Below are 17,580 nucleotides of genomic sequence, written 5' to 3'. Positions count from 1 at the left end.
CGGCGAGCTCTCCTGCCGGCTCGCCGCGTCCGCCACGCTGCCCGGGTCCCGCGACCGCGACACTGGAACTGCCATGAGCGACGGCGTAGTCTCTTTCGCGAATGCGCCCTGTCGGAACACCGCAGGCCCACGCGGCCCGACGCGATGAGATCGCCTCTCCGCTGCGCCGGAGCCCCCTCGGCGCCCATCCCACAAACCACGTCGGCTAGCGCATGAGCTCCGCGCGCATCGAGTCCGCAAGGCCGCTCGTCGCAGGCCGGTTCCACATCGAGCACGAGGTCGGCCGCGGCGGGATCGGCACCGTGCACCGCGCCTTCGACGTGCAGACAGAGCGCTACGTCGCGCTGAAGATCATCACGGCGGTCGGCGTCGACGCCGAGGGCCAGGCCCGGCTCTCCCGCGAGGGGCAGGTCCTCTCGGAGCTCGATCACCCGGGGATCGTGAGGGTCGTTGCGTTCGGGACGCTCGAGGCGAGCGCTGTCGACGCGGAGGGGCGGCGCATCGAGGAGGGCGCGACCTTCATCGCGATGGAGTGGCTCGACGGCGAGGACCTGGCGGCGCGCCAGAAGCGCTCCCCGCTCTCGCTGCGCGAGGGGATCGAGGTCGGGCGGCAGGTGGCGAGCGCGCTCGCGGCCGCGCACGCCGCGGGCGTCGTCCACCGCGACATCAAGCCTTCCAACATCATTCTCCTGCGCGGCTCGCCGGACGCCCCGCTCCGCACCAAGCTCGTGGACTTCGGCGTGGCGGCGTCGAAGGAGGTCGTGCTCACGACGGACGCGGGGGGCCTCGTCGGCACGCCGGCGTACATCTCGCCCGAGCAGGCGCGCGGCGACGCGACGGTGGACGCGCGCAGCGATCTCTACTCGCTCGGCGCGACGCTGTTCGAGCTGGTCGCCGGCCGGCCCCCGCACATGGGGCCGAGCTCGATCGCGACCCTCGTCCGCCTGGCGACGACGCCCGCGCCGCGCCTCTCGGAGTTCCTGCTCGACGTGGTCCCGGCGCTCGACGACCTGATCCACGCGCTCCTGCTCGCCGACCGGGAGCTCCGGCCGAGCTCGGCGCGCGAGGTGGCGGACAGGCTCGCGGCGCTCGCCGACGAGCCGTACCTGCCCACCCCGTCGCCGCTGCGCGTGAGCGACAACCCGCCGGGCGCGATGGGGACGCGGCTCGTGACCACGATCGTGGCGCTGCACGTGGCCACCGGGGAGGAGCGCCAGCGGGAGCTCGAAGCGCTGCGCCGCCGCGGGGCCGACGCGCTGCCGCTCGGCACGGACTCGATCGCCGCCCACCTCGGCGTGCGGCAGGCCCACGGCGACGAGGCGTCCCGCGCCCTCGAGCTCGGGCTCGCGCTCGGCGGCCGCGGCGGCCGCGTCGGCGTCGCCTCCGGCCGCATGCGCGTCGACAGGACGCGCGCCGCCGGCGAGGTCGTCGACCGCGCGGTCGCGCTCGCGCGCGAGGCGGGCCTCGGCAGGGTCCTCGCGGACGCCACCACGGTGGAGCTGTCCCGCGGGCGCTTCATGGGCGAGCCCCTGGAGAGCGGCGCCGTGCGGGTGCTGGCGCGCGCGCCGAAGCGGCCCGACGCGCAGACGCCGTTCGTGGGGCGGGACGCCGAGCTCATCACGACCGTCGCGGCGTTCGAGCGCTGCGTGGAGGACGGGACGCCGGTCGTGATGAGCATCTCGGGGCCGCCGGGGATCGGCAAGAGCCGGCTCGCGCGCGAGTTCGTCGCCCGCATCGTGGATCGACCGGATCCGCCGCGGCTCGTCCAGCTGCGCTGCGAGTCGTTCGGCCGCGCGCAGGCCCTCGGCGTCGCCACGGACGCGCTGCGGGTCCTCATGGGCCTGCCGAAGGGCGCGTCGCTCGAGCAGGCCGAGGACGCGGTGCGCGCGCGGCGGCCGCTCCACGGCGACGGCGGGCTCCTCGCGCGGCTGCTCGCGAACCAGCCGTTCCCGGACGGCGTCGACCTGCGCGGCGCGCGCGACGCGCTCTACCTCTCGATGACCGACATCGCCGTCGACGCGGCGTCGAGCGAGCCGTGCGCGCTGCTCGTCGAGGACGCGCAGTGGGCCGACCCGGAGAGCGTCGCGTGGCTCGATCACCTCCTCGGGCGGGCGACCGGGAGGGCGCTGTTCATCCTGCTCATGGTGCGCCCCGCGTTCTGGCGCGACCAGGGCCAGCGCTTCGCCGGCCGCGACCACGTGCGCGTGGAGCTGCGCCCCATCGCGCGCCGGGCCACGCGCGAGATCGCGCGGGCGGTCTTCAGCGCGGCCGCGGCCGCGCGGCCGTTCGACGAGGCGACGCTCGACCGCGTCGCGCAGCAGGCGGCCGGCTCGCCGCTCTTCGCCGAGGAGCTGGCGCGGGTCATCGCCTCGGGCAAGGACGCCGCCACGGCGCCCACGATCGAGGCGGCCATCCAGGTGAGCCTCGACGCGCTCGACGAGCCCACCCGGGAGGCGGTGGTGCGCATGAGCGTCTTCGGCCTGTCGGTGTGGGACCTGGGCCTCGCCGAGGTCGGGGTGGCCGAGCCCGCGACGGCGCTGAAGAAGCTCATCGTCGCGGAGCTCCTCGTCGCGCAGCCCGCGTCGCGCTTCCCGGCCGCGCGCGAGTTCCTGTTCAAGCACGCGCTCGTACGCGACGTCGCGTACGCGTCCGTCGGCGACGAGCTCCGCAAGAGGCTGCACGCCGCGGCGGCGCGCTGGCTCGATCGGCTCGGCGAGGACAGCGCGACGGTGGCGCAGCACTTCGATCTCGGCGGCGAGCACGAGGAGGCCGCGATCCGCTGGGAGGCCGCCGCGCGGCGCGCCCTCGCGACGAACTCGCTCCGCGACGCGGTCACCATGGCCGATCGCGCGCTCGTGTTCTCCCCCGACAAGCCGACGGCGTTCGCGCGCGCGGTCCTCCTCGAGGAGGCGTACTCGCGGCTCGACGCGCGCTCGCCCGAGCGCGACTCGGCGATCCGGGCGATGTGGGAGAACGTCTTCGACGAGGCGAGCGAGCTGCGCACGCTGACGGCCCGCGCGCGCTACGACCACGCGTGCGGCTCCGGGATCGACCTGGAGGAGCGGCTGACGGCGCTGCGCGACCGCGCCCGGTCGATCGATCTCGTCGAGGAGGAGGCGCAGTGCTCGGCGACGCTGGCGCAGGTCCACGCGTTCGCCGGGCAGCTGGCGATGGCCGAGCAGGAGGCCGCGCACCTGCTCGACCTGGCGGCGCGGCGGAACCTCGTCTGGGCGGCGGTCGACGCCTGGCAGACGCGCGCGGTCGCCCACCAGACGCGCGGCGAGCCGGCCGCTGCGCTGGGGGCGCGCCGGAACGCGGCGCGGGCCGCGCGCCGGGCCGGGCTGCAGGAGCGCGAGGCGATGCTGACGATGAACGTCGGCTTCGCGCTGACGACCATCGGCGCCCGGGAGGAGGCGCTCCAGGAGATCGAGGGGGGCATCGCCAGGGCGCAGGCGATCGGCAGCTCCGGGGCGGCGCGGCACGGGCAGATGATCCTGCTCTGCTGGGCGGCGACGTTCGGCCCCGAGCCTCGGCTCGACGCCGTGCTGGCGGAGCCGCGCGCGAGCGCGGACGAGGCCGCGGGGAGCATGTGGGTCGTGCGCGACCGGGTGACGCTGGGCATCCTGTTCTACCGGGGCTGCGAGCTCTTGCGCCTCGAGTCGTCGGGCCTCGCGCGGGCGCGCTCGCTGCTGAAGAAGGCCACCGACGCGTACCGCGTCACCGACAACCGCGACGTCCTGCCCGTGGCGCTCGGGTTCTGCGCCGAGGCGGAGCGCCGCTTCGGCAACGCCGAGCAGGCCCGCGAGATCGCGCGGGAGGCGGCGGCCCTGGTCGAGGCGGGCGCGCCGAGCCTGCTCAACGAGGCGCCGATCTACCTCGCGCTCCACGACGCCTGCGTGGACATGGGCGATCTGGAGGGCGCGCGGGCCGCGATGGAGCGCGCGATGCCCCCGCTCCTGCGCCGGCTGAAGGGCCTCGAGGGGACGCCCTACGCCAGCTCGTTCCTGCTCAACCTGCCGCAGAACTCGGCGCTGCTCGTGGCCGCCGAGGCCTACGGCTGCGTGCCGCCGGAGCTCGAGGCGATGCTGAGCGGCCGGCCGTAGAGCCCGCGCGGCACTCCGACGCCCCCTCGCGCCGCCTCCGGCGGCTGTCCGGCGGCTAGGCCGAGCCCGCGGCCCTGCCCGTCACTTCCGCGGCGCGGCGCCGCCGCCCGCCTTGGGGGACGTCGACGGCACCTGGCGGAGGTTGATGGTCAGCACCTCGTCGCGCGTGAACACCACGAAGCGCGCCTCCGGGGTGTACCCGTCGGCCGTGACCCGGATGCGGTGCCCGGTGCCATCCCGGCTGAACCTCGCGAAGAACGGGTTGCTGGGGAGCTCCACGTCGTCGAGGTAGATCTTCGCGTCCAGCGGCGTGGCGATGATCCGGAGCTCGACGAGGTTGGCGACCGGGGGCGCGTAGGTCGTGGGCGGAGGGGTCGTGGGCTCGTCCCTCGTCTCCGCCGGAAGATCGCTCTCCGGCTGGGTCCTCGGGGTCCGGAGCGCGAGGACCGCCCACGCGCCGCCGATCAGCAGCACCGAGAGCACGGCGATCCCCGCGCTCCAGAGCGCCTTTCGCCGGGTCGACTTGGTGTTGGCGACCATGATCGTGGGGATCGTCTGGCGGTTCGAGATGCTGTCCTCGCGCGACGGGTCGTCGCCCAGCATCTGGTCCCCCACCGGCGCGGAGAACTGCTGCGACATCTGCGAGAGCGGCATGCGCTGAGACCACGGCACGGCGCCGCGCTCCTCGAGCACCGGCAGGATCTCGAACTCCTCCCCGCCCTCGGCCGCGCTGGCGTGGAGCCGCCCCAGCTGGTCGCTGATCGCGGACCTCACCTCGGCGCGGCGGTGCGCGAATGTCTCGCCGATGAGGCGACCGATCTCGGCCGAGGAGGGGCGGCGGCCCATCGTCGCCAGGTACGCCTCGACGTCGTCGCGCATCTGGGCCGCCGTCGCGTACCGCTCCTCGGGCGCCATCGCGAGCGCGCGCGAGCAGATCCGCTCGAGGGCGTCAGGCGCCGCGGGCCACCGCTCGCGCAGCTTCGGGATCTCGCCGAACGTGAGCCGCTGGAGGATCTGCACGTCGGAGAGATCTCCCCAGAAGCGCTCGCCCACGACGAGCTCCCAGAAGATGAGGCCCATCGAGAAGATGTCTGCGCGGCGATCGACCATCGTCGCGAGGGCCTGCTCCGGCGCCATGTACCGGATCTTCCCCTTCACGACGCCGGTGCTGGTGTCGGCGTCGCGCGTCGCCCACTTCGCGATGCCGAAGTCGACGACCTTCGCCTGCCCGTCGTAGGTGACGAAGATGTTGTGCGGGCTGATGTCGCGGTGGACCACCTGGAGCGGCTGCCCGTTGAAGTCCATGAGGTCGTGCGCGTAGTGGAGCCCGGCGAGCGCGTCGGCGAGGATCGCCAGGTAGACCGCGCGGTGACGCGACGGGTCGATCTTCCTGCAGATCCGATCGAGCGAGTGCCCTTCCAGGTACTCCATCACGATGTAGTACTGGTCGTCGATCTGGCCGCACTCGTACGTCTGCACGACGTTCGGGTGGTTCAGCCGCGCGGCGAGCCTCGCCTCGTCGAGGAACATCGCGTTGACCTCGGGCTCGGTCGCGATCCCCGGCTTGAGCCGCTTGATCACGACCAGCTTCTCGAACCCGAGCGGGCCGCGATGCGCAGCGAGGAAAACCTCGGCCATCCCTCCCTGCCCAAGCTTTGCGATCAGCCTGTATCTCCCGAAGCCTCTCGCGGACTGCACGGGGAGCCGGACGATCATCGATGACGAGGTCACAGCACCTGATCGTTCGTAAGGATTGCTGACTCGTCAAGCAGACTCATGGAGATGTGCATCCCTCCGGCACAGCGGAGCCCCGGGGCGAGGAGCGCGCGCGCGCTCCCCCTGAATGCCCCGGGTGCTCCGGTTAATGAGGTGAAATCCGCTACTTAGGCCCGACTGCCGCGCGGGATCATCCCTCGCCGATGGCGATCCCGAGCGCCTGACGCAGCGCGAAATACTGATCGCTCGTCGAGAAGACGATCAGCTCCTTGAGCCTGTCCTGGGGCGGGAGATCCCCGGGCTGCTGCGGCTCGGCGGCGATGATCTTCTTCGCGATCTCGAGATCGCCCGAGAGGAGCAGGCCGGTGCGCGCCGCGGTGATGTCGACGCACTGGACCCACCGCTTGATGTTGGCCTTCGCGCCCTCCGCAAGGAACTTCTTGACCACCATGCGGAGCCCCTCGAGCTGCATCGGCTGCATGAACCCGCGGAGCGTCTGCGCGGTCGCCGTGATCTGCTTCTCGATGTCCGGCGGGACCGACGTGTCGGGCGCGACGAGCTTGATCCCGGCGAACAGGAGCACCGTCAGCTCGGTGACCGTCGGGAACAGCGTCTTGATGTAGTGCTCGCCGCGGTACATCGCGAGGTGCTTGCCGACGATGAACGTGAGCTCCTGCGGCGAGAACCCGGTCAGCACGGTCTGACCCGCGACGGACGCCGGCTGCTCGTTCGCCACCGCGACGAGCGCGCCGGGCACGTCGCTCCGCACGTAGAGCCGCGGCGCCGGCAGGCCCAGGACGTTGGCCGCCCACCCGAAGGTCCGGGCGAACGTCACCGTCGAGGTCGCCGGATCCTGCAGGAAGCGCTGATCGAGGACCGGCAGCTCACGGCGCTGCTTGAGCGTCTCGATCTTCGCCCTGAGCGCGGCGCCCGCGATCATCTCGAAGATCTTGCCGACGTAGAGGTTCTCCTCCTCGTGGAACAGGTTCCTGATCCACTGCTCGTTGTCGAGCCGGCTCTTCGCCTGGATGAGCCCCTGCGGGCGGTAGTCCTCGAAGTACTGCTGCTCGTCGGGATCGGCCTTGCGGAGGAACGACAGCGCCGCCGCGACGCACCAGGCCTGGTCGTAGCGCTTGCTGTCCACGTACAGGCGGTAGAGCCGCTTGTACGGGTCGATCTTCATCGGATCGATCTTGACCATCGCCTGGAACTCGCCGGTCGCAAGATCGAACTGCTCCGACTGCTCGTAGAGCTCCGCGAGGATCAGGTGCTCCGTCGCGTCCTCGGGCTTGAGCCGCGACGCCATGCGGAACGTCTCGACGGCGGCCGTCCTGTCGCCGAGCCGATCGCGGTAGATGAGCCCGAGCGCGTGCCAGAGGCTGTACTCGAGGTCCGTGTTCCCCTTGCCGGCCACCCGGTGCAGCATCTTGCGGTACGCCCGCTCGAGCTGCTTCCACTCCTTCTGCGCCGTGAGGATCTTGTTGATGCGCTCGAAGGCCTCGAGGGAGTGCGGGTTCAGGTCCAGCGTGTCGTTGAACAGCTCCACCGCGCGCGCCGGGTCGTCCAGCTTGTCGCGGTAGATCTGCGCCATCGTGTAGAGGTAACGGCTCTTCCGATCCGGCTGCGGCTCGAGCTCCGCGATGCGCTGGAGGCAGTCCACCATCCGCTCCCACTGCCCCGTGCGCTGGTAGAGCTGGAGCAGCTTGTGGAGCAGCACGTGGTTCTGCGGCTCCAGGTCGAGCGCCTCCTCCAGGGCCTCCACGCCCTTCGGGATGTTGTTCTCCTTGTCGACCCAGATGTCGCCGATGTCGTTCAACATCCTGAACCGCTCGGCGCCGTCCATGATGTTGTCGAGGATCAGCCGCTTGTAGTGGCAGACCTGCTTCCAGTCCTTGAGCGCGTCGTAGACGGCGACCATCGCCTCGAGCGTCGGCCGGTGCGCGGGCTCGGCGCCGAGCGCCTTCTCGAAGTTGTTGACCGCCTGCTTCGACTGCCCCTGCGCCTGCTTGATGCAGCCGAGCTTGTAGTAGACGGTCGCGCGCTCCTCGGTCTCGGCCTCGTCGAGGCTGGTGAGCACCTTCTGGTAGTTCGTCAGCGCGCTCGCCCAGTCGCCGAGCTTGAAGCTGACGTCCGCCAGGCCCCGGATCGTCTCCTGGTCGGTCAGATCGAGGTTGTGCGCGGCCGTGTACGCCTTGAGCGCGGCGTCGTCCTTGCCGAGCCGCTCGAGGACCCGCCCGAAGGTCCGCTGCAGCCGGTGCTGCTCTGACCTGTCGCGCTTGCCGCTCTTCCTGACGAGCATCTCCGCGAGCGGCTCGGCCTGGGCCCACCGCTCCGTGGAGACGTACTCGTTGAGGAGCGGCATCGCGGCGTCCTCGTTGTCGGGATCGCTCTGGAGCGCCATCTCGTACGCCTGCACCGCGAGCGCGTGCTCGCCGAGCATGTCGTCCCGGAGCTTGCCGAGCTCGACGAGCAGCCGCGCCTTGGCGCGGGGCGCGTCGGTGTTCATCTGCTCCTGGTCGAGGTAACGCGCCGCCCGGTCCCAGTCGGCCGCGTCGATCGCGATCACCCGCAGCGCCGCCAGCGTCGGCACGTGGGACGGATCGAGATCGAGCGCCATCTCGAAGCGCTCCTGGGCCTGGACCCGCTCGCCGAGCTTCTCGTCGAGCTGCCGGCCGATCCGGAAGTACATCTCTACGCGCTGCTTGCCGTCGGCCGTCAGGTCGGCGACGCGCGTCATGTACTCGATGGCCTTCGCCGAGTTGTCCTGCTTCTCGTAGAGCTTCGCCAGCGCCTCCAGGGCCGGGATGTGCGTGTCCTGGATGTCGACGATGTTCAGGTACGCGTCGATCGCGCGGTCGAGGTCCTCGATCTCCTCCGCGTAGACCTTGGCCGTCTGGGCCCAGAGCTCGATCTTCTTCTGCCGATCCTCCGCCGCGTTGATGTGACGATCGTAGGTGTTGATGAGATCGTGCCACTGGCGGAGCCGGCGATAGCAGCGCTCCAGGGCCTCGAGCGCGGGCTCGTGGCTCGGGTCGATCTCGACCACCTGCTCGAGGCGCGCGGCCGACAGATCGGGCTTCAGGAACTGCTCCTCCTGGAGGTTCGCGATCTTCATCAGCACGTCGATGCGCTCGCGCTCCGTGGTGACCACGTCGAGCTGCATCTCGAGGACGCGCACGAGATCCGGCCACTGGTGCGTGGCCGTGTAGACGCGCTCGAGCCCCCGCATCGCGAGGAGGTTCGAGGCGTCGATGTCCAGCACCTCGCGGTAGACCGCGCCGGCCTTCTCGATCAGGCCGAGCTTGGACTCGTAGAGGCCGGCGGTGCGCAGCTTCACGGCCGCGACGACGTCGGACTCGCTCACGGCCCGCGCCTTGCGGAGCAGGACGTCGACGAGATCGTTCGACTGATCGCGATCCGTGTAGATCCGCTCCAGCGCCTCGAGGGCCGGCAGGTGCAGCGGATCCACGTCGAGGGCGCGCCGGTAGAAGCTGAGCCCCTGCTCGACCTCGCCCATGTGCTTCTCGAGGACCTCGCCGAGCTCGGTCAGGACCTCTTTCCGATCGACGTCGGTCACCGCGACGTTGAGGGCGCTCGTCAGCATCTGCCCCTGCTGCTGCCACTGGCCGGTCTTCTTGAAGAAGTTCGCCATCTGGCGCAGCACCGCGACGTTGTTCGGGTCGTGCGCGAGGATCTGCTGGTAGTACGGCTGGGCGTACTCGGGGTGGCCGAGGTCCTCCGCGTACCACTTGGCGAGGCGCAGGCAGAGCGTGATCTTCTGGAGCGGGGCCGTCTGCTGCTGCAGCCACCCGTTCACCGTCTGCACGAGCTCGGGCCAGCGGTTCGTCGCCTGCGCCATGCGCTCGAGGTAGCGGACCGTGTCCATGTCGGAGAAGTCCATCTCGAACGCCGTGAGCAGCGCGTCGAAGGCCTGAGGCTTGTCCTCGAGCTGCTCCTCGAAGACCCGGGCCACCTTGCGGAGGATGTCGGTCTTCTCGGAGACCTCCTCGCGCGAATCGAGCCGCGCGAGGTAGAGCTCGATGAGCGGCTCGCTCCGCCGGGCCGCGTCGTGGAGCTGCTCGAGCGCCGCGAAGGCCTGATCGTGCGTCGGCTCGAGCTCCAGGACCTTCTCGTACGCGAGCGTGCCCCGGTCCCTCTCCTCGACCTGGTGCTCCCAGATCTGCGCCACCTCGAGGTACTCGCGCACCTTGTCCGCCGGCGACTCGTAGGCCGCCGCCCGGCCCATCTTCACGTCGATGACCTCGACCCAGCGCCCCTCGGCCCGGAGCAGGTTCTCCAGGGCGGCCATCGCCTCGAAGTCCTTCGGGTCGACCTCGAGCAGCTTCCTCCAGGCGTCGATGGCGTCGTACGCCTGCCCGAGGACGTGCTGGTAGGTCGTCCCGAGCTCGCGGTACAGCGCGATCACGTTCTCGGCCGGCAGCACGTCCCGCGCCCGATCCACCGTCTGGTGGAGCGAGCTCACGATCTGCTCGGGCTCGTTGCGCAGCCGCCAGATCGCAGCGATGGCGTAGAGCGCCTCGAGGTTCGCGTAGTCGATGTCGAGGACGCGCTGGTAGTCGTCGAGCGACGAGTCGTCGCGGCCGAGCTGCTCGTGGAACAGCTTGGCGCGGCGGAGCAGCACGGCGACGCGCGACTCATCGTCGATCGCGATGTCGTAGTGCCGCTCGAGGACGTCGCAGAGCTCGGACCACTGCCCCACCCGCTCATAGAGGTTGGACAGCGCCCCGAGCGCCTCCGGATCCTCGCCGCGGAGGTCGAGGACGCGCTTCCACGTCTCGACCGCGCCCTGGACGTCGTTCAGCCGATCGGCGAGCAGGTGCGCCATCTTGGCGCGGATGTCGGCCTCCTGGCTGTCGCCCATCGCGTTCTCGAGCTCCCGCTCCAGCACGACCTTGAGCTGGGTCCAGGCCCCCTTGGCCGTGTAGATGCGCTCGAGGGCGCTGATCGCCTGCTCGTTCGTCGTCTCGAGCTCGTCGAAGATGCGCCGGAACGCGCGGATGGCGTCGTCGAGCTGACCGAGCCGCTCCTCGTACGTCTGCCCGAGCCGGAGGTAGAGGTCGACGAGCTCCGGGCGATCCTCGGTCGCTCGCACCCGCTGCTCGAGCACGCTCGCGAGCTCGGGGTACTGCTCGAGCTGCGTGTAGATCCGATCGAGGTTCGAGAGCGCCTCGGCCTCGAGCGGCTCGATGCCGAGCACGTACCGGTACGTCTCCTCGGCCTTGGCGACGTCGCTGAGGTCGGTCTCGAAGACCCGCGCGAGCCGCTTGCCGATGCCGGTCTGGACGTCCTTGTCGCTGTGGATGCCCAGCACGTCGGCGTACGCGTTGGCGAGCATCTCCCAGCCGCCGTCCACCGAGCCGGCGAGCCGCTCGACCTCCTCGAGCGTCTTCTCGTCGCCCGGGTACTCCTTCAGCGCCCGCATGAAGACCGCGAGGGCGCCGTCCGGCGAGATGAGGCGCTCCTCCTGGAGCTCCCCCAGCCGGTAGTACATCGCCTGCCGCTCCTGCGGCTCGGTGAGGTGGGTGAGCTCCGCCTCGAGCACCCCGCCGAGCTTCTCCCACTCCGCCGCCGCCTGGTAGAGCGGCTCCAGGATGGCGCCGATCTCGATCTGCTTGATCCCGGCCGCGAAGAGCCCCTCGAGGGCCTCGAGCGTCGGCGAGTGCTCGGGGGCCGCCGTGAGCACCTCGCGGTACGCCCCGATGGCCGCGGGCAGGTCGTTGAGCCGCGTTTGATAGACCACGCCGAGCCGGTACTTGAACTCGAGGATCTCGTCCGGCGACTGCGCGATCTCCGACTCGCGCGAGAGGATGGTGACGAGGTCGCTCCACCGCTCGGTCGCGGTGAACAGGCGATCGAGCGACGCGATCGCGGTCTGGTTCTCCGGCTCGACCTCGAGCACGCGCCTGTAGCGCGCGACGGCGCTGTCGATGTCGTCGAGCTGAGTCTCGAAGATCTGCGCGAGCCGGAGCCCGAGCTCCACGAAGCGCGCCGGCTCCTCGCCGAGCCGTCCGAGCTCCGTGTCGTACAGCGCGGCGACCTGCGGCCAGCGGTTCACCATCATCGCGAGCCGCTCCAGGTTCGAGAGCGACTCCTCGTTGCCGATGTCGAACGTCACCGCCCGCGCGTACGTCTCGAACGCGGTGACGTGGTCGCTCAGCATCTCCTCCGAGAGGCGCGCGACGCGGTGGAGCAGATCGACCCTCTCGTACGGGTCCTCGGCCACCTTGACCCGGACCTCGAGCACGCTGATCAGCTTCTGCCACTCGCCGGACGCGTCGTAGATGGGCTCGAGCACCAGCGCGGCGCCGAGCGGCTCACGGCTGCCGTCCTTGATCTGCTCGAGCGCCCGCAGCGTCGGCTCGTGATCGGGCATCTGCTGCAGGAGATCGCGGTAGAGCTCGATCGCCCGGGACACGTCGTCGAGGTGCTTCTCGTAGAGCTCCGCGATCCGGTACTGGTAGCTGATCCCCTCCGCCGGATCCGCGGTGATCTCCGCCTCGTGCTGGAGCACGCTGAGCAGCTCGAGCCAGTTCTGCGACGTCTGGTAGAGGACGTCGAGCCGCCCGAGCGCCTGGAGATCGTCCGGATCGATCTCGAGGACGCGCTGGTACGTGTCGATCGCGCTCGCGACGTTGCCGAGCTCGCGCTCGTACACCGCGCCGATCTGGTAGTAGATGCGCTTCTTCTCGTTCGAATCGAGGACGAGATCGGCCTTCTTCGCGTAGACCGAGAGGAGCTCCTGCCAGCGCGAGAGGCTGAGGTAGAGCTTCGTCAGCGCGTCGATCGCCCGCAGATCCTCGGCGTCGAGCTCGAGCACCTTGCCGTAGACGGCGATGGCCGGATCGTGCCGCTCGAGCACCTCCTCCTCGATGCTCGCGGCCTGGAAGAGGGCGAGCTTCTTCTCGTTCAGGTCGTCGAGGATGTCCGCCTTCTGCTGGAGGATCTGCGACAGCTCGTTGTAGCGCTCCGCGGTCCTGAACAGCCGCTCGAGCGACTCGGCCGCGTGCAGGTTGCGCGGATCGATCTCGAGCACGCGCCGGTAGTGCCCGACGGCGCTGTCCATGTCGCCGAGGTCTCCCTCGTAGATCCGCGCGCTCATCGTGTAGAGCGAGCTCGCGAGCTCCGCGTCGGTCTGCTGCGCCGCCAGCGTCTCGAACACGCGCGCCAGGTCGGCGAAGCGGCCGGTCGCGCGCGCGAGCCGGTCGAGCCCCTCCTGCGTCGACTCCGAGGCCGGATCCTGGCTCAGCGCCCGCGCGTAGGTGTCGAAGGCCGAGCTGAGGTCGCCGCCCGCGTCCTCGTAGAGCACGGCGATCTGGTGGAGCAGCTCGACGCGACGGGTCACGTCGTCGCTGCGCCGCACCTGCACCTCGTGCACCCCGATGAGCTTCTGGAAGTCGCCCGACTGGCGGTACAGCGGCTCGAGGATCTCCGCGATCGCGAGCTCGTGCTCGGCGACCTTCCCGAGGCGCTCGAGCGCCCCGAGCGCCTCGACGTTCGTCGGCTCGCGCTCGAGCACCTGCCGGTAGATGTCGATCGCCGAGTCGACGAGCCGCATCCGCGACTCCCGCAGCGCGGCGAGCCGGAGCATCAGCCTGATCTGGGACTCCTCGTCGACGGCGATGCCGAGCTGCGCCTCGAGGTTGTCCGCCAGCTCTTCCCACATGCCCTGGCGGCTGAAGAGCCCGTCGAGCGCCGCCAGCGCCACCATGCTCGTGTTGTCGATGGAGAGGACCTCGCGGTAAGCGGCGATCGCCTCCTCCGGCTGCCCGAGCCGCTGCTCGTAGACCTCAGCCATTTGCGCATAGAGGCCCTCGCGCTCGGCCGGCTCGTGCACGAGCTCGATGCGGCGCCGGTAGACGCCGATGAGATCGCCCCAGCGCTCGGTGCGCCGGTAGAGCTCGTCCATCGCCTCCAGCGCCTCCGAGTCGGCGGGATCGATCGAGAGCACGCGGAGGTAGCCGTTCGCCGCCTCCTCGACCTTGCCGAGGCGCTCGTGGATGCTCGCGAGGCGCATCCAGTACTCGCGGCTCAGCCGGGCGTCGCTCAGCGAATCCGCGATCTCGCTGAAGATGACGTCGAGCCTGTCCCAGGCGCCCGCCTGCGCGGCGAGCGACTCGAGCTCCGCCCGCGTCTCGGCGTGCGACGGGTCGTCCTTGAGCGCCCGCGACTGCGCGTCGAACGCGCGGCCCAGGTCGCTCAGGCTCTCGGCCGCCGTACGCGCCACCTTCCGGAGCAGCGCGACGCGCGTCGCCGTGTCGCCCTCGGCCGCGGCGAGGATCTCGAGCGCCTGGATCAGCTTCTCCCAGTCGCCGCGCCCCTCGTAGATCTCCTGCAGGATGGCCGCCGCCTCGGCCCGCAGGGACTCGTTCGAGAGCAGCGCCTCGAGCGCGAGGCGCGCCGCGTCGTTGCCCGGATCGAGGATCAGGATTTCCTTGTAGTTCTCGAGCGCTCCGGCCGCATCGTTCAGGTGCTTCTCGAGGGTGCTCCCGAGCCGGAACTTGAGGTCGATGAGCGCCTGCTCGTCGAGCGGAGAGTCGATCCGCTTGCGGAGCACGTCGACGTAAGACGCCCAGTCCTGCTGCTCGCGGTAGAGCTTGTCGAGCGCCGCGAGCGCCTGCGGGTCCGTCGGCTCGTCGTCGAGCACCTGGCGGTACGTCCCGATCGCCTGCGCCGCGTCGCGCAGCTCCCCTTCGTAGAGCTCCGCGATCGCGTAGAGGATCTGCTTGCGCTCCTCCGGCTCGGTGACGATGCCGAGCTTCTTCTCGTAGATGCCGAGCAGCTCGCCGAACCGCCCCGTCTCGCGGTAGAGCCGCTCGAGCGCGCCGATCGCGGCCTGGTTCTCGCCGTCCGCCTCGTACACGGCGCGGAACTGCGAGAGCGCCTCGTCGATGCGCTTCACCTCGTCGAGCAGCACCCGCCCGAGCCGGAGCCGGAGATCGACCCCGAGCGCGATGTCCCCCTCGCCCTCGGCGCGCGAGATCGCCGACGAGTAGGCCTGGATCAGGGCGTCCCACCCCTCGGTGGAGCGCGCGGCCCGCTCGACGTCATCGATGCACTGCTCGTCCTGCGGCGCGATCTGGAAGGCCGAGAGGTAACGCTCGAACGCCCGCTGCGGCTCCTTGAGGCGCGTCTCGTAGAGCGCCGCGACCTGCCGGTAGAGGTCGAGCCGGGAGACGTCGTCCTGGTCGTGCGAGAGCTTCACCTCGATGGCGCCGGCGAGCCCCTTCGGGTTGTTCGCCTGCGTGTAGATCGGGATGAGCGCCTCGGCCGCGGCGAGGTGCGAGCCGTCGATCGAGAGCACCTTCTCGTAGGCGCGCGCCGCGCGATCCGCCTTCTGCTTCTGGACCATCCAGAGATCGGCGATCTTGACCAGCAGGCTGATCTTGGCCGCGTCGTCGGTCTCCTTGGCCTCCTGCGACTCGAGGACGCGGATGAACTCGTCCCACTTGCCGCTCTCGGCGTAGAACACCTCGAGGTCGTCCCAGCGCTGCAGCTGGAGGTACGCCTTCTTGAGCGCCTCCTGGGCCTTGCGGTCCTGGGGGTTCAGCGCGATCACCTCTTGCCAGGCCTTGACGGCCGCCTCGTCGTCCTTGAGGCGCTCGCCGTAGAGCTGCGCGAGCTTGCTGAGGAGCGCGAGCTTCTGGGTGCTGTCGAAGGTCGTGTCGACCTGCTTCTGCAGCACCCTCGCGAACGCCTGGTAGTCCTTGTTCTTCTCGTAGAGCCCGGCCAGCGCGTTCAGCGCCTCGGGGTTCTCCGGGTCGTTCGCGAGGACCTCGTCCCAGAGCTCGATGCAGAAGTCGACCTTCTTCACCCGCTCCGACGCGAGCTTCGCGATCTCGAGGTACTTCGCGGCGCGATCGCCGCCCTCCGGGAGCGCCGCGGCCTCGCGGCGGAGCAGCCCGATGAGCTTCTCCCAGTCGCGCCGCTTCTCGTAGCTCTGGCGGAGGAAGTCGATCGCCTGCGCGTGCTCGCCGTCGATCGCGAGGATCGCCTCGTAGCACTTCACCGCCTCGGCCGCGTTCGAGAACTTGCCCGAGTAGAGATCCGCCGCCTTCGCGTAGTTGTCGATCTTCTCGGCGGGATCCGAGACCGCCTCGGCGATCTCGATCAGCGTCTTGACGTACTCGTTGTACCGCTTGGCCTGCTCCTGCTTCTGGGCCTTGGCCTTGAGCTCCTCGACGCGGCCCGCGGTCTCCGCGGCCGGAGGCGGCGGCGCCGTCGGCCGCCGGCCGACCTCCGAATCGGCAGGCCTGCTCTCGGCGGGCGCCCGCGCAGGCGGCGGCGGCTCGATGTCGGCCACCGAGGACCTCGCGTCGCGCTCGGCCACCGACGAGGCATCCACAGGAGCGCTCACGGGCGCGCTCACCCTGCCGCTCACCGGGGCTGGCGTGCTGAGCGGCGCTGGCGTGCTGACGGGCGCAGGCGCGCTGACGGGCGCAGGCGCGCTCGTGGGAAGCGGCGTGGCGTCCGCAGGCGCGACGGCGACGGGCGCAGGCGGCGCGACGACGACGGGCGCGGGCGCGACGACGACGGGAGCGGGCGCGACGACGACGGGAGCGGGCGCGGCAGCAGCCGGCGGAGGCGCGGACGGCGCGACAGGCGCGGCCGTCAGGCGCTCGCCGATCTGCGCTTCGAACGCGCTCACGCTCGGGTGCGTCGGGGCGACCGCCGAGAGCCTCTCGAACCAGCTCCTGGCCCGGATGAGGTTGCCGAGCTGGCGCCAGGCAACGCCGCCCGCCTGCGCGATCATGTACGGGGAGCTGCCGTTCTGGTTGGCAGCGCTCTCCGCCAGCGACGCGACGCGCTCCCAGTTGCCCTCCTTCGTCCCCCAGAGCTCGCGCAGGTAGGCGAACGCAGCCTCGTTCGAGGGATCGAACCGGAGCGACTCCTCGAGGAGCTTCGATCCGATCTCGACGTTCTGGTGCCGCGTGGCCCAGCGCACGCCGAACTTGAACGCCGCCTCTCCGCGCGCCACGCCGGCGCGCGCGTCGAGGATGCGGCGCTGCGTCTCCACGATCGCCTGCGGCCGCTCCGCCTCGACGAGGAGCCCCTCGAACATCGCCGCGGCCTGCTTGTCGGAAGGCGCGGTCTCGTACGCCCTCCGGAGCAGGTCCTCGAGCTGACCGCGATCGAAGCGCTTCGCGAGGCGCGCCGCGCGGAGCAGGAGCCGCTTGCGCTCGTCGTTGCTCGCGGCCGCGTCGGCCGCGTCCACCAGCTCCGCCATGCGCGCCGACCACGACGACTGATCGACCTGCATGTCGAAGAGGCAGGCCCGCGCCTCCTCGCTCGTCCCGCCGGACGCAGCGAGCCCCTTCGCGTACATCTCCGTCGCGCGCTCGAAATCGCCCGCGTCGCAGAGCACGTCGCCGAGCTCCACGCGGAGCTCGGCGGCCGCGGTCCCCTCGGGGGCGTTCCTCAGCTCGAGCTCCAGGAGCTTCTGGACCATGTTGGTCTTGCCGAGGTCCCAGTAGATGGAACGAGCCGACTCCAGCGCCTCGAGCAGCGCTGGATTCAGCTTGTAGGCGTCCTGGAAGTGCTTCAGCGCCTTGACGGCCTGAAGGAACTTCTCCTCGAGCAGCCGCCCGAGCTTCAGGTGATATGCCGCCTTCCGGGTGGCGTCCCCTTCGGCCGCAATCCCCTTCTCGAGCTCCTCGACGAGCCCTTGCCAGTCATGAACCGACTCGAGATGATTGAGACGCTGCGCAAGATCCATTGATTATCGACCCTCGGCCCCGACCTT

Annotated in this window: 3 protein-coding genes; 1 reads left to right on the top strand and 2 read right to left on the bottom strand. The window is 70.6% G+C overall.

From position 1 onward, the window contains the following. Positions 1-212: 212 nt before the first annotated feature. Positions 213-4,103, top strand: a complete 3,891-nt coding sequence (locus tag WMF19_RS17265; RefSeq protein ID WP_437900109.1) for a serine/threonine-protein kinase — start codon at positions 213-215, stop codon at positions 4,101-4,103. An 81-nt stretch (positions 4,104-4,184) separates the two neighbouring features. Here the strand turns inward: WMF19_RS17265 and WMF19_RS17260 are convergent, their stop codons facing one another. Continuing rightward, positions 4,185-5,741, bottom strand: a complete 1,557-nt coding sequence (locus tag WMF19_RS17260; protein ID WP_437900108.1) for a protein kinase domain-containing protein — start codon at positions 5,739-5,741, stop codon at positions 4,185-4,187. Positions 5,742-6,009: 268 nt separating this feature from the next. Beyond that, complete coding sequence (locus tag WMF19_RS17255; RefSeq protein WP_437900107.1) at positions 6,010-17,553, bottom strand: tetratricopeptide repeat protein; 11,544 nt, start codon at positions 17,551-17,553, stop codon at positions 6,010-6,012. Positions 17,554-17,580 lie beyond the last annotated feature (27 nt).

This window comes from Sorangium sp. So ce124 (assembly GCF_051525235.1).
In the GTDB taxonomy this organism is placed as follows: domain Bacteria; phylum Myxococcota_A; class Polyangia; order Polyangiales; family Polyangiaceae; genus Sorangium; species Sorangium atrum.
Note: the sequence above shows the minus strand (reverse complement) of the source record. Positions and strands in the feature narration are given on the sequence as shown.

Excerpts from the sequence above, each read along its gene's own strand:
- WMF19_RS17265 (WP_437900109.1), top strand. The coding sequence starts at position 213 with ATGAGCTCCGCGCGCATCGAGTCCGCAAGGCCGCTCGTCGCAGGCCGG.
- WMF19_RS17260 (WP_437900108.1), bottom strand. The coding sequence starts at position 5,741 with ATGGCCGAGGTTTTCCTCGCTGCGCATCGCGGCCCGCTCGGGTTCGAG.
- WMF19_RS17255 (WP_437900107.1), bottom strand. The coding sequence starts at position 17,553 with ATGGATCTTGCGCAGCGTCTCAATCATCTCGAGTCGGTTCATGACTGG.